Source organism: Brevibacterium jeotgali (assembly GCF_900169175.1).
GTDB lineage: Bacteria > Actinomycetota > Actinomycetes > Actinomycetales > Brevibacteriaceae > Brevibacterium > Brevibacterium jeotgali.
Genome location: NZ_FXZM01000009.1, coordinates 161,512 through 182,242, shown reverse-complemented (window position 1 = coordinate 182,242; position 20,731 = coordinate 161,512). Strand labels below are relative to the sequence as shown.

Genomic DNA, 20,731 nt, shown 5'->3' with positions numbered 1-20,731 from the left:
GATCTGTTCGGTCCGTCAGCGGGGGGCAGGACGGTGGTACCGGCCTGCCCAGTGCACGAGGGGCGGGGGAGGGGTGCCCTCCGTGCTGCATGCTTCCACCCGGCCGATCAGCAGGTCATGTGTCGCAGCCGCGACTCTCTGAACGATCCGCAGGTCGAACCAGGCGACGCAGCCGGCGATGATGGGGCCTCCGGAGGGGGCATCGACCGTGTCGATGCTGTCGAGGATCCCGTGCAGGGGCTGAGCAGGCTCACCGAGCCACTGGGCGATCCCCTTCTGCTCTGCTGAGAGCACACTCAGAGTGCACGAGTCGGTGAGCTCGAGGGACTCGGCCATCCGCGACCCGCCGTAGACGGACACCGCCATGGTCGGGGGGTCGTATGACACATCGAGGAATGAGTCGACGGTGATCGCGTGCTGTGCGTTTCCGCGCCGGCACCCGACGACGGCGACCGGGCGGGGGAAGTCTTGTGCCGTGCTCTGGTAGGCGTCGACGAAGGCTGAGTCGGACATGTCCGTGTGCGGTCCTAGAATGGGTGCCATGTCTGAAACATATCCCGCCGGCGGAGGGTCGGCCACGCTTGATCGGCTCGAGCAGGAACAGTCCGTCGAGCCCGGTGACCACGAGCGGTTCTCGCACTATGCGCCCAAGGCCAAGATCATGGAGGCCATGGTGAACGGCACTCCTGTCGTCGCTCTCTGCGGCAAAGTGTGGACTCCGACTCGGGACCCCGAGCGGTTCCCGGTGTGTCCCAAGTGCAAGGAGATCTTCGAAACGATGCCCGAAGGTCCGCAGGAGTAAGTGACGAGCAGAGTTCCCGGCACTCACGCCGCCGAACAGCTTCCACCCGCATTCCCCGAACGCGCTGCCTGGGGAACAGCGGGAAAGCTGCGTGCATGGCAGGCGGAGGCGCTGGAAGAGTACTTCGACAAGCAGCCGCGCGATTTCCTCGCGGTCGCGACCCCCGGTGCAGGCAAGACGACGTTCGCGCTGAGGCTCGCGGCGGAGCTGCTGGCCAAGCGCGTCGTCGATCGGGTCACCGTCGTCGCTCCGACCGAGCACCTCAAGGTGCAGTGGGCGGACGCAGCCGCACGTGTGGGGATCCGGCTGGATCCTCAGTTCAAGAACTCGCAGGGACGGCATGCGCCGGGCTTCCACGGCGTGGCCGTGACATACGCCCAGGTGGCGGCGAAGCCGGTGCTGCACCACAACAGGACCGCGGCAGCGCGGACGCTCGTCGTCCTCGATGAGGTCCACCACGCGGGCGACAGTCTGTCGTGGGGCGATGCGATCCGCGAGGCGTTCGAGCCTGCCAGGCGACGGCTCTCGCTCACCGGCACCCCGTTCCGCTCCGACACCGCTGCCATCCCGTTCGTCGAGTACGAGCCGGACGACGAGGGCATCCGCACGTCGCGCTCGGACTACACATACGGCTATTCGCAGGCACTGCAGGACGGCGTCGTGCGCCCTGTGCTCTTCCTCGCCTATGCAGGCGAGATGCGGTGGCGGACGAAGGCGGGCGATGAGATGTCCGCAGTCCTGGGAGCGGAGGCGACGAAGGACATCCACTCCCAGGCGTGGCGAACAGCGCTGGATCCGAACGGCGAATGGATCCCGGCAGTCCTTCGTGCTGCCGATCGCAGACTCTCCGAAGTCCGACACACGGTGCCGGATGCCGGAGGTCTCGTCATCGCCACGGATCAGACCGTGGCGCGCGCCTACGCGAAGCAGCTGAGTGAGATCTGCGGAGAGCAGGTCACCGTCGTCCTCTCCGACGAATCCGGTGCGTCTTCGCGGATTGAGGAGTTCCAGAACTCCGATCGGCGCTGGATGGTCGCAGTGCGGATGGTGTCCGAAGGTGTGGACGTCCCGCGGCTGGCGGTGGGTGTGTATGCGACGTCCTCGGCGACACCGCTGTTCTTCGCCCAGGCGATCGGTCGCTTCGTGCGTGCGCGACGGAGGGGCGAGACGGCATCGATCTTCCTGCCGAGCGTTCCGATCCTCATGGCCCTCGCGAACTCGCTCGAAGCCGAACGCGACCACGCACTGGACCGGAAGTCGAACCCCGACGACGACGGGCTGGTCACCTTCGACGACGAGGCCCTCGCTGAGGCGAACCGCGCCGAATCGGCCAGTGACGACCTCCTGGGTTCGTTCGAGGCGCTGGATGCACAGGCGAGCTTCGACAAGGTGCTCTTCGACGGCGGCGAGTTCGGCGCGGGCGGAGCAGTCGGGTCCGCGGACGAACTGGACTTCATCGGCATCCCCGGCCTGCTCGAGCCCGACCAGGTGACGGAGCTGCTGCGGAAGCACCAGGCCGACCAGCAGACCCGCCGCTCACACGTGGCGGTCGAGGAGCCGCAGCCGGCGACCGACGAGTTCGAGCATCGCGCGCTGAAGGAGGACCGCAACAGGCTGCAGACGCTCGTGGGCGCCTGGGCGCGACGCACAGGCAAGCCGCATGCCACGGTCCACGTCGACCTGCGCAAGGCGTGCGGGGGACCGGCAGTCGCCGACGCGACGCGCGAACAGGTCCGGGACCGGATCACGAAGCTCGAGGCCTGGTTCGTCGGACGCCGCTGAGAGCTCCGGGGAATTCAGTCCTCGTAAGCTCCAGGGCGTCAGTCCTCGTAGTAGACGGTGGGGATGGCGGGCTCTCCGTCTTGGAGGCGCCTCGCGGTGCGGGGGAGCTCTGCGATGGACTCCGCGTGCCGTGCGCGGGCCCGCCGCACTCCCTCCCTGCCGGTGCACGAGTCGTTCACGACCCCGTCGACGACGAGGTCGACGAGCAGGTGCCGGCCGTCGGCGAGGTCGGTGGGGATGCGGGGGATGCCGATCGCCTCTTCCGTGGCGATCGGCCCGTCGAAGACACGGACCGCCTGCTTGCGGCCGCCTCGGCTGCTCTTGCCGTTCGCCTTCTTCGCGACGGCGGTCCACTCGCCGCGGCCACCCGGAGCATCGGTGTGTGCGACGAGCTTGTAGACGAGGTTGGCAGTGGGGAAGCCGGAGCCTGTGACCACCCGCGTCCCGACACCGTAGGAGTCCACGGGAGCGGCTGTCAGTGCTGCGATCGCGTACTCGTCGAGGTCGCTGGTCACGGTGATGGTGGTGTCCCGGGCTCCGAGCGCATCGAGCTTCGCCCGGACCTCGGACGCCTGGATCGCCAGGTCTCCTGAATCGAGTCGCACTCCGCCCAGCTCCGTGCCCGCGACCGCGATCGCGGTCTCCAGCGCTTCGTCCACGTCGTACGTGTCGAGGAGGATCGTCGTGTCCGCGCCGAGCGATGCGATCTGCGCGGCGAAGGCTTCGCGCTCCGTATCGTGGATGAGGGTGAAGGAATGGGCTGAGGTTCCGAGGGTGGGGATCCCGTAGGCCATCCCCGCCTCGAGGTTCGAGGTCGCGGAGAACCCCGCGACGGCGGCCGCCCGTGCCGCGGCCACAGCGGAGCGCTCGTGCGTGCGTCGGGACCCCATCTCCGACAGCGGACGTCCTCCGGCGGCATTGGTCATCCGTGAGGCCGCCGAGGCGACCGCCGTGTCGTGGTTGAGGACCGACAGGATGAGGGTCTCGAGGACGACGGCCTCGCCGAACGTCCCCTCCACCGTGAGGATGGGGGAGCCGGGGAAGTACACCTCGCCCTCGGCGTAGCCCCGGACCGTGCCGGTGAAGCGGAAGTCGCGCAGGTAGTCGAGCGTGTCCTCATCGACGATCGATCCGCTCTGAAGCCACTGCAGCTGGGCATCGGTGAAGCGGAAGTCCGCGAGGTGCTCGAGCGCGCGACCGGTTCCGGCGACGACGCCGTACCTTCGGCCCACAGGCAGGCGTCTGCCGAAGGTCTCGAAGATGCTGCGACGATGGGCCGCGCCGGACCGGAGCCCGGCCTGCAGCATCGTCAGTTCGTACATATCGGTGAGGAGTGCGCTCGAACCGAGCCTCGCCGCGAGTTCGCCCATGACTGGATCCTAGAGCACATCAGGGTCCACCGCAGTGAGACAAGATCGATGAGCGGCGGGCACAGCGGTGCCCCGGTGCGACCCGCCCCGTGTGAGGCGGATCCCATGACTGCGGATGGAGAGCCTCGCAGCGGTCATCACGGTTAGGGTAGGGGCGTGGCAGACCAGGAAGGGGCGACCGCAGTCGCGGAGCCGGACGCATTGAGCGCGCCCGCGCCGGCGCGGGACCTGCCGTGGACGACGCTGGTCCTCAACGACCCGGTCAACCTCATGAGCTACGTCGAGTTCGTCTTCCGGGAGTACTTCGGCTACCCCCGTGCGAAGGCCAGGAAGCTCATGCTCGAAGTGCACGAGCGGGGTCGCAGCCGGGTGTCGACGGGCACGCGCGAACAGATGGAGACCGACGTCCAGGCGATGCACAGCTACGGCCTGTGGGCCGAATGCCGTCCTGCCGACGACGGGGGTGGCCAGACGTGAGGATCCTGCCCGACCACACGGGCGAGCATGTCATCCTCCAGATGGAGGATGCCGAGCAGTCGATCATCGCCGCTCTGCTGTCCGACGTGTCCCAGCTGCTGTCAGCCGACCTCCCCGAACCGGATGCGGATCCCTTCGAGAGGCTCGTGGGCCACCTCGATCCCGACCAGGAGGTCACCCGCCCGGGCGACCCCGCCCTGCTGCGCCTCCTGCCGGACGTCGACTCCACGGACCCGGACCGGTCGGCGGAGTTCCGGCGCCTCACGGAGCGCGACCTGCGCGAGTCGAAGCTGCACAGCATCCGCATCGCACTGCACAGCCTGGGCCAGCATCCCGGCCCGGTCGCACTGGACGCGGACGCGGCACGAGCGTGGATGCGGGCACTGACTGACGTGCGGCTGGTCCTCGCCTCCCGCCTCGACATCACGCAGGACGAGGACGTGGAGCGCCTGATGGACGAAGCGACGGACGTCGGCGAGACGGGCGAGGCGGTCCTGAGCCTCTACGAACTCACCACCTGGCTGCACGAGCACATCACCCAGTTCATGCTCGAGGGGCTGCCCTCCCATCCCGACGACGGGATCGACGAGGACCTCACCGACCTCTTCGACGACGACTGGCTCGATGACGAGCCGGACGATGACGAGCCTGGTGACGATGAACCTGATGATGACCAGCGGGATGGCCCGCCTGACGACGTCCCGCCTGACGACGTCCCGCCTGACGACGCCCAGCCCGACGACGAAGAGGAGGACCGCTGATGCGGCTCACCGCAGTCGGTACCTCCGGTTCGTTCCCGGGCGCGGGGAACGCGGCCAGCTGCTACCTCCTCACGTGGGAGGACGGCGCGCGTGTGTGGAAGGTCGTGCTCGACCTCGGGTCCGGCGCACTGGGAGCACTCCAGTCGCACATCGATGCGCTCGAGCTCGACGCAGTCGTGCTGTCGCACCTGCACCCGGACCACTGCCTGGACATGGCCGGTCTGTTCGTGCGCCGCGTCTACGACCCCGCTGTGTTCCACGCGCCACCGGACTCCACCTCCGCTCCGGTGATCGCGACGGCGCCGCTCGATGTCTGGGGGCCTGCGGGCACGCAGGAGCGCCTGACGCGGGCACACCACACGGACCCGGGTCTCAGCCCCGACGGCGATCGGGCCCACCCCACCGACCTCGGGGCCGCCTTCGCGTTCCGCGCCATCCGCGACGGTGAGCCCTTCATGATCGGCGGGGCGCTGTTCGAACCGTTCCTGGTCCGTCATCCCGTCGAGTGCTATGCGCTGCGGGTCACCGCACCGGACGGAGGAGTCCTCGTCTACTCCGGTGACACCGACGCGTGCGACGGACTCGACCGCGCCGCCGCGGACGCCGATCTCTTCCTCTGCGAGGCCGCGTTCGAGGAGGGCCGGGACCCCGCCCGCGACGTGCACCTCACCGGACTGCGTGCAGGCGAGACCGCTGCGCGCGCAGCCGTCCGCCACCTCGTCCTCACCCACATCCCACCCTGGACGCGTGCTCACGTCGTCCGTGCAGAAGCGGAGTCCGTGTACTCCGGCCCCCTCGACATCGCCCGTCCCGGCGATGTGTGGGACATCCCTCCCGAAAGGACCTCACAGTGAATCAGACCGCCCGGTTCGATGGACGTGCGCCCGACCAGCTGCGCGAGGTGCGGATCACCCGCGACTGGCTGGATCACGCCGAAGGCAGCGTGCTGGTCGAGTTCGGCCGCACCCGCGTGCTCTGCGCGGCCTCGCTGTCGGAGGGCGTGCCGCGCTGGATGAGGGGACAGGGCCGCGGCTGGGTCACCGGCGAGTACGCGATGCTGCCCCGCGCCACCCACACCCGCAGCTCGCGCGAGTCGGTCAAGGGCCGCGTGGGCGGGCGGACGCACGAGATCTCCCGACTCATCGGCCGATCGCTGCGTGCCGCCGTCGACATGGGCAAGCTGGGCGAGAACACCCTCCAGATCGACTGCGACGTCCTCCAGGCGGACGGCGGCACGCGGACCGCCGCGATCACCGGCGCCTACGTCGCGCTCGCCGACGCGATCGACACGGGTCGTCGCCGTGGGTGGATCCCTGCCGCCGTCGACCCGATCGTGGATTCGATCGCTGCAGTGAGCGTGGGCATCGTGGGCGGGGTCCCTGTCCTCGACCTCCCCTACGAGGAGGACGTCGAGGCGGACACGGACATGAACGTCGTCATGACCGGATCCGGGGCGTTCGTCGAAGTGCAGGGCACTGCCGAAGCGGCTCCCTTCGACCGATCCGAGCTGGGCCGCCTGCTCGATCTCGCGCAGGTGGGCTGCGCTTCGCTCACCGACGTGCAGCGCGCAGCGCTCGCCGAGCCGCGCACGTCCGGTTCCTGACATGAGCGGCGCGACCTTCGCCGAGGCGGTCCTCGCCACCCGGAACAGGGGCAAGATCCGGGAGCTCGAGTCGCTGCTCGCGGAATCACTGGGCCCGGTCCGGGTGCTGTCCGCCGCTGATGCGGGACTGCCCGACGTCGTCGAGGACGGGGTCACCTTCGAAGCGAACGCGCTGCTGAAGGCCCGTTCCGCGGCGGCGCACTCCGGACTGCCCGCGTTCGCCGACGATTCCGGCCTCGCGGTCGACGTCATGCACGGCGCTCCGGGGATCTTCTCCGCGCGGTGGTCGGGCGTGCACGGAGACGATGACGCGAACAACGCGCTGCTGCTCGCACAGCTGGGCGACGTGAAGGATGAGCATCGCGGAGCCGCATTCGTCTGCGCGGCGGCATTCGTCACCCCGGACGGGACCGAGGTCGTCCGCGAGGGCCGCTTCACCGGAACCCTGCTGCGCGAGCCGCGGGGGAACCAGGGGTTCGGGTACGACCCCCTGTTCGTGCCGGACGGCTCGTCGCTGACCGCAGCAGAGATGGGGGCGGCCCGGAAGAACGCCGTCTCACATCGTGTGCTCGCCTTCCGCGCGCTGCTGGGGGCGATCACCTGAGCGCTCGAGCCTGTGGTCCGAATGCCGGACTGCGGGCGGTCGGGATGAGAGCTCCGTTACACTGTCAGTCTTGAAGCAGCCCTCGACAGTGACTTCTCCCGGATACGACTGTGTGTTCTGGGAGCGACAGGAGCAAAGATGTCCCGCCTTTCAGCAGCCGTCGCCGGCACCGCGGTCCTCGCCCTCACGATCACCGGCTGCGGCGCAGGCGCTGACAGCAGCACGGGCAGTGAGGCGAATGCGGACCGCACCGATATCATCGTCGCCCACACCGCCGAACCGGTGAACCTCGACTTCACGACGACCGACGGCGCCGCGATCCCGCAGGCACTCATGGAGAACGTCTACGAGTCGCTCGTGCGCATCGACCAGGACGGCGAGATCCAGCCGGCCCTGGCGACGGAGTGGGAGCTGAGCGACGACCGACTCACCTATACGTTCACGCTCGACGAGAACGCCACGTTCTCCAACGGCGAACCGGTCACCGCGGACGACGTGAAGTTCTCCTACGAGCGGGTCGGCTCCGATGACTGGACGAACGCGCTCGGCGCGAAGATGGATGTCGTGGACTCCATCGCGGCCCCCGACGATCAGACGGTCGAGATCACGCTCGCGAACCCGTCGAACACCTGGCTGTTCAACCTCGCCTCTCTGGTGGGCGCCGTCTTCCACCCCGACGGCGTGGACGACCTCGCGAACACGGCGGTCGGCTCCGGCCCGTACGAGGTGGAGGAGTTCACCCGCGGTCAGCAGATCGTCTTCACGAAGCGCGCCGACTACGCGGGCGCGACCCCGGGTGAGCTCGACACGGTCACGTTCCGCTACTTCGATGACGCGGTCGCGGCGTCGAACGCACTGAAGTCCGGCCAGATCGACGTGATCGGCAACCTCCAGACGCCGGAGCTCACATCCGACTTCGAGGCCGATGACACCAAGCAGGTCGCCGAAGGCACCACGAACGGCGAAGTGGTGCTGTCGATGAACAACGCGGACGGCATCTTCGCGGATCAGACAGCACGTGAGGCCGTGCTCCACGGCATCGACGAGCAGGCGGTCCTCGACACGGCGTGGGGCGGGCACGGCACGATGATCGGCAGCATGGTCCCGCCCACGGACCCGTACTACGAAGACCTCACCGACGTGTGGCCGCACGATGTGGAGAAGGCGAAGGAGCTCGTCGAGGAGGCGGGCATCGAGGGTGAGGAGTTCACCTTCACGGTGCCCAGCCGTCCGTACGCACAGGCATCGGCGGAGATGGTCGCGGCCCAGCTCGAGGAGATCGGGCTGAAGCCGGACATCGTCACGCAGGAGTTCCCGGCAGTGTGGCTGGACGAGACGATGACGAACCATGACTACGACATGTCCGTCATCAACCACGTGGAGGCCCGAGACCTGCTCACCGTGTTCGGGGAGGGGTACTACACCGGCTATGACTCGTCGGGGATCGAGGAGATCGCAGCCGCAGCGGATGAGGGAACCGAAGAGGAGTACGTAGAGGGGATGAAGGAGGTCGCCCGGACCATCACGGACGACGCGGCCGCAGGCTTCCTGTACCTGTTCCCCAACCTCGTCGTCGCCGACGCGACGGTCACCGGGCTGCCCGTCAACGCGGTGTCCGACTCATTCCAGATCTACGACCTCGCGTGGAGCTGAAGAACCTCCCCTCGCAGGTCATCCGGGGCCTCGCGAACCGATCCATCGACACCGCAATACGGAAAGACGACTGATACGTGCGCGCACTCGCCAGCAGACTCCTGCAGTTCGTGCTGACCGTGTGGGCGGCGACCGTCGCAGTGTTCGCGCTCATGCAGATCCTTCCCGGCAACGCCGCGCAGGTGGCTGCCGGCATGAGTGCGACCGCGGAGGACGTCGCCCGCATCGAGCAGGAATTCGGCCTCGACCGGCCGCTCATCGTCCAATACGGCGACTGGGTGACGGGGATGCTGCAGGGTGACTTCGGCACCTCCTATGTCACAGACGCCCCCATCACACCGCTGGTGCTCAACAGCATCCAGGTCACGCTGATCCTCGTCGTCAGCGCCATGGTGCTCGCGCTCCTCATCGCGGTGCCCCTCGGGACCCTCGCCGCACTGCTGCGGGGCCGCAGTCTCGGTGCTGTCCTGTCCGGGCTGAGCCAGGTGGGAGTCGCAGTCCCGAACTTCCTCGCCGCCATCCTGCTGGTGATGGTCTTCTCGCTGGGGCTGGGCTGGTTCCCGTCGTCCGGGTGGCAGGCGCCCATCTTCGGAATCGGCGGATTCCTGTCGCACCTGATCCTGCCCGTGTTCTCGCTGGCGCTCGTGCAGGGGGCGATCCTCACCCGGTACGTCCGCTCGGCAGTGCTCGAGATCATGCGTGAGGACTACCTGCGCACAGCTCGGGCGAAGGGCCGCACGTCTGCGAGTGCACTCGCCGTCCACGGCCTGCGCAATGCGGCCATCCCGGTCGTGACCGTGGCCGGAGTCCAGCTCGCCACTCTGCTGATCGGTGCCGTCGTCATCGAGCAGGTGTTCGTGCTGCCCGGGATGGGATCGGAGCTGGTGCGCGCGGTCGAGAACCGCGATCTGCTCGCAGTCCAGGCGATCGTCATGGTGCTCGTCTTCCTCGTCCTGGCGCTCAACCTCATCATCGACCTCCTGTACACCCTCCTCGATCCGCGTGTGAGGAATGCCGCATGACGACCCCCGCCCCTCCCGACTCCACGGCATCCACCGGCGCACCGGCCGCAGACGTCCCGCGGACACGCAGCGGCCGCGCCACAGAGCTCACGTTCGTCGTCGGGCTCGTGCTCGTCGGCATCGTCGTCGTCCTGGCGCTCGTGTCCTTCGTCTGGACCCCTCATCCGCCGACCCAGCCGGATGCGGCCGGACGCCTCGAGGGGATGTCCGCGGCCCACCCCTTCGGGACCGACCGCTACGGCAGGGACACGCTCACCTGGATCATGCTGGGTGCGCGTGTGACCCTGCTCGTCGGCATCGTCGCCGTGGGCATCGCGATGCTCATCGGAGTGCCGCTCGGAGTGCTCGCGGGCATGACGCGGGCGCGCTGGCTGTCCGGACTCATCATGCGCGGCAATGACCTCCTGCTCGCCTTCCCGGCGCTGCTGCTGGCGATCGTGTTCTCCGCCGTCTTCGGGCCGGGCACCGGCCCCGCGATGGCCGCACTGGGCATCGCCGCGATCCCCGCGTTCGCGCGAGTGGCCCGCTCGGGCACCCTCCAGATCATGGGCCGGGAGTACATCGCGGCAGCGCGCACAGCGAACCGCACGCCGCTGCAGATCGCGATCCAGCACGTCGTTCCGAACATCGCGGGCCTCATCATCGTGCAGGCGTCCGTCACCTTCGCGCTGTCCGTCCTGGCCGAAGCCGGCCTGTCGTTCCTGGGACTCGGCACACAGCCTCCGACCCCCTCCTGGGGGCGCATGCTCCAGGAATCCCAGCAGTTCCTCGGGTCGCGACCGGAGCTGGCGATCTGGCCCGGCCTCTTCATCGCCATCGCGGTCCTGGGCTTCAATCTGCTGGGTGATGGTCTGCGCGACCGGCTGGACCCGACGCTGAGAGGACGAAGCTGATGACCGACCCGCTGCTCACCGTGCGTGACCTCACGATCTCCACCGCGTCGCGCACGCTCGTCCACCCGCTGGACTTCGCGATCGCCCCGGGCGAACGGGTGGGCCTCATCGGCGAGTCCGGTTCGGGGAAGTCCCTCACCTCGTCCGCGATCATGGGTCTGCTCCCGTCAGAACTCACCGCGCAGGGCGAGGTCGCACTCGCGGGGGAGTCGGGCAATCTCCTGTCCCGTTCCGAGAAGGCGGTCGCAGGTCTGCGCGGCAGTCGCATGAGCATGGTCTTCCAGGAGCCGATGAGCGCACTCAACCCGCTCATGCGGGTGGGCGATCAGGTCGCAGAGGTCATGCGTCTGCACAGGACGGCTGCGGGGGACGCTGCCACGAAGCGCGCTATCGAGCTGCTCGACCAGGTGCATCTGCCGGACCCCGCGGCGGCAGCGAGAGCCTTCCCGCATCAGCTGTCCGGCGGCCAGAGGCAGCGCATCATGCTGGCCATCGCCCTGGCGAACTCGCCTGACCTCCTCATCTGCGACGAGCCGACGACGGCGCTGGACGTGACGGTCCAGTCCGCGGTGCTCGACCTCATCGACGAACAGGTCACAGCACGCGGTGCCGGACTCCTCTTCATCACCCACGACCTGGCGGTCGTCGCCCGGGTCTGCGAACGGGTCATGGTCATGAATGCGGGGCGCGTCGTGGAGACCGGAACGGTCGACGAGATCTTCACCGCACCCCAGCACGAGTACACCCGCGGCCTGCTGGCGGCGAGTGATCTGACGGCCACGGATGCGCGCGGCCGCCTCTACACGATCGCGACGGCGGGCCAGTATCCCGGAACCGATCGGCACGCGACCGCTGCCGAGGTGCCGGTCGCCTCGGAGCCGGCCACTCCGGAGCCGGTCGCTTCGGAGCCGGCCCCCTCGGGGTCGGTCGCTTCGGAGTCGGCCACGGCCTCGGGCGAGGTCGACCTCATCGAGATGAGCGGGGTCGTCAAGAACTTCACCCGCCGGGCCGGTCTCTTCCGCAGCCACCGGGTCGAAGCGCTCAAGGGCATCGATCTGTCCGTGCGCGCGGGCGGGCGGATGGGCATCGTCGGAGAATCCGGGTCCGGGAAGTCGACGCTCCTGTCGATCCTCTCGGGACTCGAGACGCCCACAGCCGGCACCGTCCGGGTGGGGGACGTCGTCGTCGACCCGGGCGACCAGTCGGGTCTCACCGCGATGCGCCGCGATCTGCAGATCGTGTTCCAGGACCCGTACGCCTCGCTCGACCCGCGGATGAGCGTCGCGGAGATCATCGGCGAGCCGCTGCGCTCGATGCAGGTGGACCGGGCCGAGCGGCTCGACAGGGCTGAGGAGATGGTGGAGGCCGTGGGCCTCGGTCCCGACGCGCTCACGCGGTTCCCCCACCAGTTCTCCGGCGGCCAGCGCCAGCGGATCTCGATCGCCCGTGCTCTCGTCACGCGCCCCCGGATCCTCGTCGCGGACGAACCGGTGTCCGCACTCGACGTCTCTGTGCGAGCACAGGTGCTCAACCTGCTCGCCGACCTCGTCGACGACTACAGCCTGACGCTCGTCTTCGTGTCACACGACCTGGGGGTCGTCCGACACCTGTGCTCGGACGTCGCAGTCATGAGGTCCGGCGAGATCGTCGAACAGGGACGCACCGACCAGGTGTACGACCAGCCCGCGCACGAGTACACGAGGGCGCTCGTCGCTGCGTCGCCCACCATCCACGCAGCGCTCAGCGCCTGAGACGCGCCGAGCCCGAACGAGAGGACCCGTGGTGAACCCCACTGCTCCGCACGACACCCCTGCCGATCTGTCCGTCGCGGCGATGACGGAGCGCTTCCGCGCCGGCGATCTCACCCCGGTCGAGGTGCTCGACGCGGTGCGGGCGCGCGTCGAGGCCTGCGAACCCACGCTGAACGCACTCTGGTGGTCGGATCTCGACCGGCAGGGGAGGGCCCAGGCCGCAGCCCGGGCATCTGCTGAGCGCTGGCAGGCGGGTGAGGCTCTCGGGCCGCTGGACGGCGTGCCGGTCACCGTCAAGGAGAACATCGCCGTCGAAGGCGTCCCGATGCCCGGGGGACACGCGGCCGGAGACCCGCCGACCGCGACTGCGGACGCCCCGATCACCGCGCGTCTGCGCGAAGGCGGCGCGGTCCTCGTCGGCGCAACCGTGATGCCCGACTGGGGAATGCTGTCGTCCGGTGTGTCATCACGGCACGGGATCACGCGCTCGCCGCTGGACCCCTCGCTCACCACCGGAGGCTCGTCCAGCGGTGCAGGTGCTGCGGCCGCCGCAGGCTACGGTCCCGTGCACATCGGATCCGACATCGGAGGTTCGATCCGACTCCCGGGCACCTGGCTGGGGCTCGCGACTCTCAAGCCGAGCTTCGGCAGGGTCCCACTCGATGCGCCGTATCTGGGCCGGTGCGCCGGGCCGCTCGCCCGCCGCACGGAGGACGTGCTGGCCGCGATGCAGGTGATCGGACGCTCCGATCCCCGGGACTTCTCCGCGCTGCCGGCTTACACCGGTGACTACACACGACCGCTGAGCGACGGGGGCGCCGACGTGCGCGGCCTGCGGATCGGCGTGCACACGGATGCGGGATGCGGGGAGGGCACCGACCCCCACGTGGCGAGCGTGGTCCGCGCGACTGCCGACGCGCTGTCCGACGCCGGAGCCGAGGTGGTGGAGATCGCCCCCTTCATGGATGAGGGTCTGCTCGCCGATGTCGATCGGTTCTGGCGGGTGCGGTCGTGGGCCGACTTCTCTGCTCTCGACCTCGAGGATCAGCGACGGATCCTGCCGCACGTAGCGCGGTGGTGCATGGCGGGCGCCGACGTCCCCGCAGTCGAACTCATGCGCTGCTACCACTCGATCCAGCGGATGCGGGCCACGACGGTCGCGGCGACTGTGGACTACGACTTCGTGCTCTCACCGGTGGCGCCCATGGCAGCGTTCCCCGCCGAACAGCCGATGCCCTACACGGATCCGTCGCTGCCGATGCAGCACATCGGTTTCACGGTCCCGTACAACATGTCGGAACAGCCCGCGTCGAGCGTGCATGCGGGGTTCACCCCCGACGGGCGGACGGTCGCCGTCCAGGTGGCGGGGCGCCGCTTCGACGACGCCGGGGTGCTGGCCCTGTCGGAGCGCATCGAGGAGATCGCCGCGGTGCCCGCCCCCGTGCGCATCGTGGGAGCCTGAGACTGCCGCGGGCGCCGGTCACGCTGGCGCTCGCTCGTCGCGGCGCCCACCACAGGAACGACGCGGACCGCCCCCGGAATGACACGCCGGAATGACACGGACGAGCCCCGTGGTCCTGAGGACCACGGGGCTCGTCCGGCGGTGGGGGACCGGATGCGGTCCCCGGCGGGCTGTCAGCCGTTGTAGAGGAACGAGATGGAGATCGAGTCTCCGTCGACGGTGACGGTGCCGGACGGGCGAAGCTCCGAGGTCAGCGTGTATTCGGCGCCGTTCTCGTCCTCGACCTCCGCTTCGACCTCGCCGGGCGTCTCATCGTCTGTGTAGAACGAACCCGTGCCGGGGACCCCGTAGTCGGTGACGACGATCTCGGGCCTCTCCGTCATCTCGTACTCGACGCCGTCCGTCTGGAGCGTGTCGTACGTCTCCTTCTCATCCGCATTCGCGAACGAGTCGCGGTCGAAGAAGCCGCACTCCGTCTCGAGATCGCCGGACTCCAGGCACTCGTCGAGCATCGTGTTGACCGCTTCGGTGACATCTTCCTTGTAGGCGTCCGTCACATCGATGGTCACGTTGAGCGTCGCCGGCTGCGGCTCCGCGTCCGGGGCGAAGCCCACCGTGATGCCGGACGAGCCCTCCTCCGTGTACGTGGTCTCCGGGACGACGAGTTCATAGGCCCCCGGCATGACCGCGTACTCCGTGGCTCCGGTCGCAAGATCGACCGATTCGCCATTCACCGTTGCGTCCGCGGTCTGGGTGAGGTCGACGGAGAGCGTCTGCAGGACTGGCGGCTGCAGAGTCCACTGGTCGAAGAAGACGCCCTGGCGGCCGGACTTGTCGGCAGTGAGCGGCAGCTCGTAGTCCTGCCCGTCGATCGTGTAGGCGGCCGTCATCGTGGCGGTGTCCCCGTTGATGTCCGCCTCGGACACCTGGATGTCTTCGATGGCTGAGGACGAGGCGGCGAAGATGTCCGGGTCGACGAGGGCTTCGTTCGCTCCGTTCGGCACCGTCGCAGGCGTGATCTCCTGCGCTGCTGCGAGGTCGCCCGCTGCGACCGCGTCCAGGTATTCCTGAGCGACCGTCTCCGGGCCGTACTGGCTGCGGTTGACGTTCATGACGATCAGTGCACCGACGACCACGAGGACGAGGACGAGGCCCACAGCGGACAGCGAGAGGATGAGGGGCATCTTCGACGTGCTCTTCTTCCTCTCCTGCCGGCGGGTCGTCGGCACCTGGCCGGGCGCATAGCCGGGAGCAGGAGCCGGCTGCGGGACCTCGCCGGCCGGGCCTGCACCATGCGCACCGCTGGTCTGGGGCGCATAGGGCGGCTGAGGCGCAGGGGAGTGCGGTGCGGTGGGCTGGGACCCGGGGGCCTGTGCAGCGGCACCGCCGTCGAACGTGGGGCCCGAACCGTCGGCGGGAGGCGCCGCGGTGTGCGCGGGATCGTGCGGTTCGGGGCTGTCGTGCGATGCGGGGCTGTGAGCGGCCCCGGGCACAGAGCCGGGGCCGGTGCCTCCGTCCTGCGGCGGCGCCCATGCTGACTGCGCGGACCGGTGCTCCTGCTGCGCCTGCTCCGGGGTCCGATCGGGCATGGGTGGGATCTGCGGGTCCGGATCTCCAGAGCTCATCGCCAGGGACTCACCTTCACGACATCGACGACAATGGTACGGAGACGCGTTGCTCTCCAATCGCTCAAAGGTACCACCCGGACATGACCCGGCGGTGTGTCGAATGCGTCTGTCGAGCGGCGCTCGGGGCACAATGGGCGGCGATGTCATCGGCCCCCGCACTTCCCCCGCTCGCCAGCCGACACCCGGTCGTGATCGGCGCCCTCGAGGCGCTCCGGGCCGTCCTCGTCCTCGTCCTCACCGTGCTGCTCGTCGCCCTCGCCGCGTGGTTCGTCGCGATCGCCCAGCTGCAGCCGCTGTCCTCCGTCGTCGGATGGGCAGGCACCGTGCTGGGCGCTGCCTCCGGCTGGGAGCTGACGATCGGCCTCGGCCTCCCACCGACACTGCTCACCGTCGGACTCATGGGGGTCATGACCTCCGCGCTGAGGCGGACCCGTCGCGCGCTGGCCGCCAACGAGCAGCTGGTCCGTGCCGGGGTCCTCCCTGCCACCCGCTATGCGGCGACCGTGGGCATAGTCACCTGTCTGGGTGCGATCGTCCTGGTGCTCCTGCTGGCCGGGCTGCTGGTGGGGGCGGGCACGCTGACGCCGCTGGGATTCGCACGGTTCCTCGTGGTCGTGTCGGTGCCGGTGCTCATCGCGTGCCTGGGTCCGGAGCGACGCGGAGCGCCTGCCGGCCGCTGGGCCCAGGCCCTGTTCGACCTCGTCGCGACGAAGGCGGGCGGTGAATGGGCGGACGCTCTCGAATCCGCGCTGCGCGTGCTGCGCCGTGTGGGGCTCGCGTTCGCGACCATGGCCGTCCTGGTGCTCATCATCGCACTCGCCACAGGGTGGTCCGCCATGTCCACGGCAGTGGCCGGGTATTCCCGGCCAGCCTTCGCAGCCGGGGGGCTGGCATTCGTCCAGCTGCTCTTCCTGCCCACACTGCTGCTCATCACGGTGAGCTGGCTGTCGGGCGCAGGGCTCCACCTGTCTGCCGCTGCGCTGGCGACGCCGTTCAGCTCGCAGGCCGCTGTGGTCCCCGCCGTGCCGGTGCTCGCTGCGGTCCCGACGGACACTGCGGCATGGGGCTGGTCCGTCCTGGTCATCCTCCCGCTCGCCGCAGGGGTCGCGACCGTGGGACGACGCACCTGGGCGGAAGAGGCGGACTGGCGCGTGGTCGTCATCACCGTCGGACTGGGCTTCGTCTGCACAGCTGCGGCCGTGCTGTTCGCCTCCGGACCGATCGGGCCCGCGGGGCTGGAGACGTTCGGAGTCCCCCTCGCGACTGCGATCGCCACCATCGGCGGAGCCGCGGGTGCGGGTGCTGCCGGTGGGTGGGGCCTCAGTCTGCTTGCGAACCGGGAAGCGGCTGACCAGTGAGCCGTTCGAACCAGTCGCCGACCTGCTCGTTGTAGTCGTTCTGGCAGACGGCTGTCGCCTGCTCGGTGATCGAATCGGCCATGCACGCCTCGAAATCGGCGCGGATGTCCCAGATGAAGACCGTGGAGATCGCGGAGACGAGGACGTAGCCCGCGACGATGAATCCGATGATCCCGGTGACGATCGCCTGAGCCACCTGCCCTGCGCGGATGCCTGCGACGAGGCAGATGACCGCGCACACCATCGCGCCGAGTGCGAGAACGCCCGACACGATGACGAGGGGGAGCGAGAGCATCGAGCAGAGGATCGCACCGGCGAGCAGCACGGTGAGCGCGAGACCGTACTTCACGACGGTGCGCTGCGGGCCGCTGGGCTTCTCCGGATCCTTGTCGGAGCCGCCGTCGGGCGCGCCCGTCCCCTTGCCGGTCGCGTCAGTATCGCGCGGCGGATCGATGCGGGTCTTGTCGTCGACGGGGCTCGGGTTGCTCACACCCCACAGTGTCGCATACGGGCCGCACGGAGGCGGCACGGCCCGAGCGGTCCCCTTCCACCGGGTTCCTCTAGACTTGCCGCGTGCGCTGCGTGATTCTCGCCTCCGGTTCAGGAACTCTCACCCAAGCTCTCCTCGACGCCTTCGCGGACGGGGGAGCAGGGGTGCAGATCGTCGCCGTCTGCTCCGATGTGCCGTCCGCCGGGGTCCTCGACCGCGCGCGGTCGGCCGGCGTCGAGGCATGCGTCGTCTCCCCGGCAGACCATGCCGGGCGTGACGACTGGAACCGGGTGCTGGCCGACACCGCGGCGTCCTACGACCCCGACTGGATCATCTCCGCCGGTTTCATGCGGATCCTGGGACATGCTTTCGTCGAGCGCTTCGCCGGCCGCATCATCAATACGCACCCGGCGCTGCTGCCTTCGTTCCCCGGTGCCCATGGCGTCCGCGACGCGATGGCCCACGGCGTCAAGGTCGCGGGGACGACGTTCCACCTCGTCGACGCGGGCGTCGATACAGGTCCGATCATCGCGCAGTTCCCCGTGGCGGTGCAGGACGCGGACGACGAGGAATCGCTCCACGAGCGCATCCGTGCTCTCGAGCGGACCCGGCTCGTCGAACTGCTGGCGTTCCTCGCCGAGGGGACTCTCACGGTCGAGGGCCGACGCGTGACCGGGTGGACACCAGCACCGTGACCGCTCCACAGAACCCATCCACACGAGCAGGAGGCACCAGAGACGTGCAGACAGCCCGACCCATTCGCCGCGCGCTCATCAGCGTCTACGACAAGACCGGACTGGAGGACCTCGCGCAGGGGCTCCACGCCGCCGGCGTCACCCTCGTATCGACCGGCTCGACGGCAGGACGCATCGCTCAGGCGGGGGTTCCCGTCACCCCCGTGGAGGAGCTCACCGGATTCCCGGAGACACTCGAGGGGCGGGTGAAGACCCTGCACCCGCGCGTCCATGCCGGGATCCTCGCAGACACCCGGAAGCCCGAGCACCTCGAGCAGATCGCCGAACTGGACATCGAGCCGTTCGACCTGGTCGTCGTCAACCTGTACCCGTTCACGGACACCGTCGCATCCGGTGCGTCGTTCGACGACTGCGTCGAGCAGATCGACATCGGTGGTCCGTCTATGGTCCGGGCGGCGGCGAAGAACCACCCGAGTGCTGCAGTCGTCACAGACCCCTCCGTCTACGCCGAGGTCGTCGAGGCGGCCGGCGGCGAGGGCTTCAGCCGGGCGCGCCGCACGCGACTGGCGGCCGACGCGTTCGCCCACACTGCGGCCTACGACGTCGCCGTGGCGTCCTGGATGGCAGAGCAGGTCGCCGAGGAGGACACCGGGCTGCCGGTCTTCGTCGGTTCCGCAGTCCATAAGACGGCGGACCTGCGCTACGGCGAGAACCCTCACCAGCGTGCGGCGGTCTACGCAGTGCCCGGTGCCGGCGGTGCCGCGGGGGCGGAGCAGCTGGGTGGCAAGGAGATGTCCTTCAACAACTACCAGGACATCGACGCGGCGATCCGTGCCGCGTACGACTTCACGGATCCGGCGGTCGCGATCATCAAGCACGCGAACCCGTGCGGGCTCGCGGTGGGCGATGACATCGCGGACGCGCACAGGCGTGCACACGCGACGGACCCGGTGTCCGCGTACGGGGGCGTCATCGCGGCGAACCGCGAAGTGACGCTCGCGATGGCGGAGTCGGTGAAGCCGATCTTCACCGAGGTGCTCGCCGCGCCGTCCTTCGCCGCTGATGCCCTCGAGCTGCTGCGGACGAAGAAGAACCTCCGCCTGCTCGAGCTGGGCGACCACACGGAGCAGCGGATCGAGACGAAGCAGATCGGCGGTGGCCTGCTCGTGCAGGAGCGCGATCTGCTGCAGGCGGACGGCGACGAGCCCGCGGGCTGGACCCTGGCAGCGGGTGACGCTGCAGACGAGGCGTCGATGCGCGACCTCGTGTTCGCGTGGCGTGCCTGCCGGTCGGTGAAGTCGAACGCGATCCTGCTGGCCAAGGACGGCGCCGCCGTCGGTGTGGGCATGGGGCAGGTGAACCGTGTGGACTCTGCACGCCTCGCGATCGAGCGGGCGGGGGAGGAGCGCGCAGTCGGATCCGTGTGCGCATCGGACGCCTTCTTCCCGTTCGCGGACGGACCACAGGCGCTCTTCGACGCCGGGGTGAAGGCGATCGTCCAGCCGGGCGGATCGATCCGCGACGAGGAGGTGGTGGCGGCGGCTGAGGCCGCGGGCGTCACCATGTACTTCACAGGATCGCGCCATTTCCTTCACTGAGCACGGAGGCTCCACTGAGCACGGAGGCTTGAACGAGCACGGAGGCTCTGACGACGGACGTGCCAGGAGCGAATCCCCTGCACGCACTGGCCGCTCACCCGGTCATGCCGGTCGTCGGGGCAAGGGTCGGGGCTGGTTCTCCAAGCGGTGGATCTACTGGAAGCGGCGCTATTCGAATCCGACGCTGCGCGACTGGGTGCTGCTGGCGACGGTCGTGGCTCTCGTCCTGGCCGTGGTCGGCGCTCCGCTGAGCTTCCGGCTGTCGGGAGGGATGCTTGCTGCGGTGTGTGCAGCGGCGGGTGTGCTCCGGCTGCTGCCCGACCCCTGGTGGGCGACGGTGCGCAACCGCGGTCGCGGGTTCGACGCGACCGTATTCTTCAGCGTGTCCATCGCGCTCGCACTCCTCACAGCGTCGATTCCGGGTTAACGGGGCCTGATGGTCGCCTGTAGACGTCCTGAGTCCAGCCACAGGTCGATTGCATGTGACTCATCAGTGATGGAAGTGTCGGGTCTGCAGCCGCACATCGGAGGCGGACGACGATTTCAAGGAGGTACAGGTCATGGGACTCGGAGATTTCGCAGACAAGGCCAAGGACGCCGCGAGCAACAACGAGCAGGTGCAGGAGTTCGGCGAGCAGGGCCTGGACAAGGCCGCTGACGCGGCGAACGACGCCACCGGCGACAAGTTCTCGGACCAGGTCGATCAGGGCCACGACGCGGCGTCGGACGCACTCGGCTTCGGTGACAAGGGCGAGGACCAGAAGGACTGATTCTGCCGTCGC

The 20,731-nt window shown here is 69.0% G+C and carries 21 protein-coding genes; 17 read left to right on the top strand and 4 right to left on the bottom strand.

All coding sequences use genetic code 11. The features are described 5' to 3' along the window. Nucleotides 1–15: 15 nt before the first annotated feature. Complete coding sequence (locus BJEO58_RS10470) at nucleotides 16–543, bottom strand: flavin reductase family protein (protein ID WP_246076158.1); 528 nt, start codon at nucleotides 541–543, stop codon at nucleotides 16–18. Between BJEO58_RS10470 and BJEO58_RS10465 the strand changes: the two genes are divergently transcribed. Both BJEO58_RS10465 and BJEO58_RS10460 read left to right on the top strand, forming a co-directional pair. Beyond that, nucleotides 542–802 carry a DUF3039 domain-containing protein gene (locus tag BJEO58_RS10465; protein WP_101589429.1) on the top strand — a complete coding sequence of 87 codons (261 nt, stop codon included), beginning with the start codon at nucleotides 542–544 and terminating at the stop codon, nucleotides 800–802. The genes BJEO58_RS10470 and BJEO58_RS10465 overlap by 2 nt on opposite strands. Beyond that, entirely contained in the window at nucleotides 803–2,584 is a 1,782-nt protein-coding gene (locus tag BJEO58_RS10460) for a DEAD/DEAH box helicase (RefSeq protein WP_101589413.1), read from the top strand. Nucleotides 2,585–2,622: 38 nt separating this feature from the next. Here BJEO58_RS10460 and BJEO58_RS10455 read toward each other — a convergent pair whose 3' ends face one another. Beyond that, nucleotides 2,623–3,954 (bottom strand): nicotinate phosphoribosyltransferase, encoded by a 1,332-nt coding sequence (locus tag BJEO58_RS10455; RefSeq protein WP_101589412.1) that lies wholly within the window; start codon nucleotides 3,952–3,954, stop codon nucleotides 2,623–2,625. A gap of 201 nt (nucleotides 3,955–4,155) precedes the next feature. Here BJEO58_RS10455 and clpS point away from each other — a divergent pair, with 201 nt between their 5' ends. The 10 genes from clpS to BJEO58_RS10405 all read left to right on the top strand — a co-directional run bounded on the left by clpS (nucleotide 4,156) and on the right by BJEO58_RS10405 (nucleotide 14,180). Further along, on the top strand, nucleotides 4,156–4,431 hold the full coding sequence (gene clpS / locus BJEO58_RS10450; protein ID WP_246076166.1) for an ATP-dependent Clp protease adapter ClpS: 276 nt from the start codon (nucleotides 4,156–4,158) through the stop codon (nucleotides 4,429–4,431). Continuing rightward, complete coding sequence (locus BJEO58_RS10445) at nucleotides 4,428–5,192, top strand: DUF2017 domain-containing protein (RefSeq protein WP_180951910.1); 765 nt, start codon at nucleotides 4,428–4,430, stop codon at nucleotides 5,190–5,192. The genes clpS and BJEO58_RS10445 overlap by 4 nt, the downstream gene beginning before the upstream one ends. After that, on the top strand, nucleotides 5,192–6,046 hold the full coding sequence (locus BJEO58_RS10440) for an MBL fold metallo-hydrolase (protein ID WP_101589409.1): 855 nt from the start codon (nucleotides 5,192–5,194) through the stop codon (nucleotides 6,044–6,046). Before BJEO58_RS10445 ends, BJEO58_RS10440 begins: the two co-directional genes overlap by 1 nt. After that, nucleotides 6,043–6,795, top strand: coding sequence for a ribonuclease PH (gene rph, locus BJEO58_RS10435; protein ID WP_101589408.1), 753 nt, complete (start codon nucleotides 6,043–6,045; stop codon nucleotides 6,793–6,795). Before BJEO58_RS10440 ends, rph begins: the two co-directional genes overlap by 4 nt. A 1-nt stretch (nucleotide 6,796) precedes the next feature. Further along, nucleotides 6,797–7,399 (top strand): RdgB/HAM1 family non-canonical purine NTP pyrophosphatase, encoded by a 603-nt coding sequence (gene rdgB / locus BJEO58_RS10430; RefSeq protein ID WP_101589407.1) that lies wholly within the window; start codon nucleotides 6,797–6,799, stop codon nucleotides 7,397–7,399. A 138-nt stretch (nucleotides 7,400–7,537) separates the two neighbouring features. Further along, nucleotides 7,538–9,052 carry an ABC transporter substrate-binding protein gene (locus tag BJEO58_RS10425; RefSeq protein ID WP_101589406.1) on the top strand — a complete coding sequence of 505 codons (1,515 nt, stop codon included), beginning with the start codon at nucleotides 7,538–7,540 and terminating at the stop codon, nucleotides 9,050–9,052. Nucleotides 9,053–9,129: 77 nt separating this feature from the next. Continuing rightward, nucleotides 9,130–10,074 carry an ABC transporter permease gene (locus BJEO58_RS10420; protein ID WP_101589405.1) on the top strand — a complete coding sequence of 315 codons (945 nt, stop codon included), beginning with the start codon at nucleotides 9,130–9,132 and terminating at the stop codon, nucleotides 10,072–10,074. Then, a complete protein-coding gene (locus BJEO58_RS10415; protein ID WP_101589404.1) occupies nucleotides 10,071–10,967 on the top strand; it encodes an ABC transporter permease in 897 nt (298 codons plus the stop codon). Before BJEO58_RS10420 ends, BJEO58_RS10415 begins: the two co-directional genes overlap by 4 nt. Next, nucleotides 10,967–12,718, top strand: a complete 1,752-nt coding sequence (locus BJEO58_RS10410; RefSeq protein WP_101589403.1) for a dipeptide ABC transporter ATP-binding protein — start codon at nucleotides 10,967–10,969, stop codon at nucleotides 12,716–12,718. The genes BJEO58_RS10415 and BJEO58_RS10410 overlap by 1 nt, the downstream gene beginning before the upstream one ends. 31 nt (nucleotides 12,719–12,749) lie before the next feature. After that, nucleotides 12,750–14,180, top strand: a complete 1,431-nt coding sequence (locus BJEO58_RS10405; protein ID WP_257904208.1) for an amidase — start codon at nucleotides 12,750–12,752, stop codon at nucleotides 14,178–14,180. Nucleotides 14,181–14,353: 173 nt separating this feature from the next. Here the strand turns inward: BJEO58_RS10405 and BJEO58_RS10400 are convergent, their stop codons facing one another. Beyond that, entirely contained in the window at nucleotides 14,354–15,805 is a 1,452-nt protein-coding gene (locus BJEO58_RS10400; protein WP_144573912.1) for a hypothetical protein, read from the bottom strand. A 143-nt stretch (nucleotides 15,806–15,948) separates the two neighbouring features. On the opposite strand from BJEO58_RS10400, the gene BJEO58_RS10395 reads away from it, so the two are divergent. Beyond that, complete coding sequence (locus BJEO58_RS10395) at nucleotides 15,949–17,166, top strand: cell division protein PerM (RefSeq protein WP_144573913.1); 1,218 nt, start codon at nucleotides 15,949–15,951, stop codon at nucleotides 17,164–17,166. Here BJEO58_RS10395 and BJEO58_RS10390 read toward each other — a convergent pair. Next, entirely contained in the window at nucleotides 17,129–17,656 is a 528-nt protein-coding gene (locus BJEO58_RS10390; RefSeq protein ID WP_144573914.1) for a UbiA prenyltransferase family protein, read from the bottom strand. The genes BJEO58_RS10395 and BJEO58_RS10390 overlap by 38 nt on opposite strands. A gap of 83 nt (nucleotides 17,657–17,739) precedes the next feature. Here BJEO58_RS10390 and purN point away from each other — a divergent pair, with 83 nt between their 5' ends. From purN to BJEO58_RS10370, 4 genes are all read left to right on the top strand, one after another. Then, nucleotides 17,740–18,351, top strand: coding sequence for a phosphoribosylglycinamide formyltransferase (gene purN, locus BJEO58_RS10385; protein WP_101589399.1), 612 nt, complete (start codon nucleotides 17,740–17,742; stop codon nucleotides 18,349–18,351). A gap of 44 nt (nucleotides 18,352–18,395) precedes the next feature. Continuing rightward, nucleotides 18,396–19,949, top strand: coding sequence for a bifunctional phosphoribosylaminoimidazolecarboxamide formyltransferase/IMP cyclohydrolase (gene purH / locus BJEO58_RS10380; RefSeq protein ID WP_101589398.1), 1,554 nt, complete (start codon nucleotides 18,396–18,398; stop codon nucleotides 19,947–19,949). Nucleotides 19,950–19,977: 28 nt separating this feature from the next. After that, nucleotides 19,978–20,376 carry a hypothetical protein gene (locus BJEO58_RS10375; protein WP_101589397.1) on the top strand — a complete coding sequence of 133 codons (399 nt, stop codon included), beginning with the start codon at nucleotides 19,978–19,980 and terminating at the stop codon, nucleotides 20,374–20,376. 133 nt (nucleotides 20,377–20,509) lie between these two features. Continuing rightward, nucleotides 20,510–20,719 (top strand): Rv0909 family putative TA system antitoxin, encoded by a 210-nt coding sequence (locus BJEO58_RS10370; RefSeq protein WP_101589396.1) that lies wholly within the window; start codon nucleotides 20,510–20,512, stop codon nucleotides 20,717–20,719. Nucleotides 20,720–20,731 lie beyond the last annotated feature (12 nt).

Excerpts from the sequence above, each read along its gene's own strand:
- rdgB (WP_101589407.1), top strand. The coding sequence starts at position 6,797 with ATGAGCGGCGCGACCTTCGCCGAGGCGGTCCTCGCCACCCGGAACAGG.
- BJEO58_RS10465 (WP_101589429.1), top strand. The coding sequence starts at position 542 with ATGTCTGAAACATATCCCGCCGGCGGAGGGTCGGCCACGCTTGATCGG.
- BJEO58_RS10425 (WP_101589406.1), top strand. The coding sequence starts at position 7,538 with ATGTCCCGCCTTTCAGCAGCCGTCGCCGGCACCGCGGTCCTCGCCCTC.
- BJEO58_RS10370 (WP_101589396.1), top strand. The coding sequence starts at position 20,510 with ATGGGACTCGGAGATTTCGCAGACAAGGCCAAGGACGCCGCGAGCAAC.
- BJEO58_RS10395 (WP_144573913.1), top strand. The coding sequence starts at position 15,949 with ATGTCATCGGCCCCCGCACTTCCCCCGCTCGCCAGCCGACACCCGGTC.
- BJEO58_RS10410 (WP_101589403.1), top strand. The coding sequence starts at position 10,967 with ATGACCGACCCGCTGCTCACCGTGCGTGACCTCACGATCTCCACCGCG.
- BJEO58_RS10440 (WP_101589409.1), top strand. The coding sequence starts at position 5,192 with ATGCGGCTCACCGCAGTCGGTACCTCCGGTTCGTTCCCGGGCGCGGGG.
- BJEO58_RS10400 (WP_144573912.1), bottom strand. The coding sequence starts at position 15,805 with ATGAGCTCTGGAGATCCGGACCCGCAGATCCCACCCATGCCCGATCGG.
- BJEO58_RS10415 (WP_101589404.1), top strand. The coding sequence starts at position 10,071 with ATGACGACCCCCGCCCCTCCCGACTCCACGGCATCCACCGGCGCACCG.
- BJEO58_RS10470 (WP_246076158.1), bottom strand. The coding sequence starts at position 543 with ATGGCACCCATTCTAGGACCGCACACGGACATGTCCGACTCAGCCTTC.
- BJEO58_RS10455 (WP_101589412.1), bottom strand. The coding sequence starts at position 3,954 with ATGGGCGAACTCGCGGCGAGGCTCGGTTCGAGCGCACTCCTCACCGAT.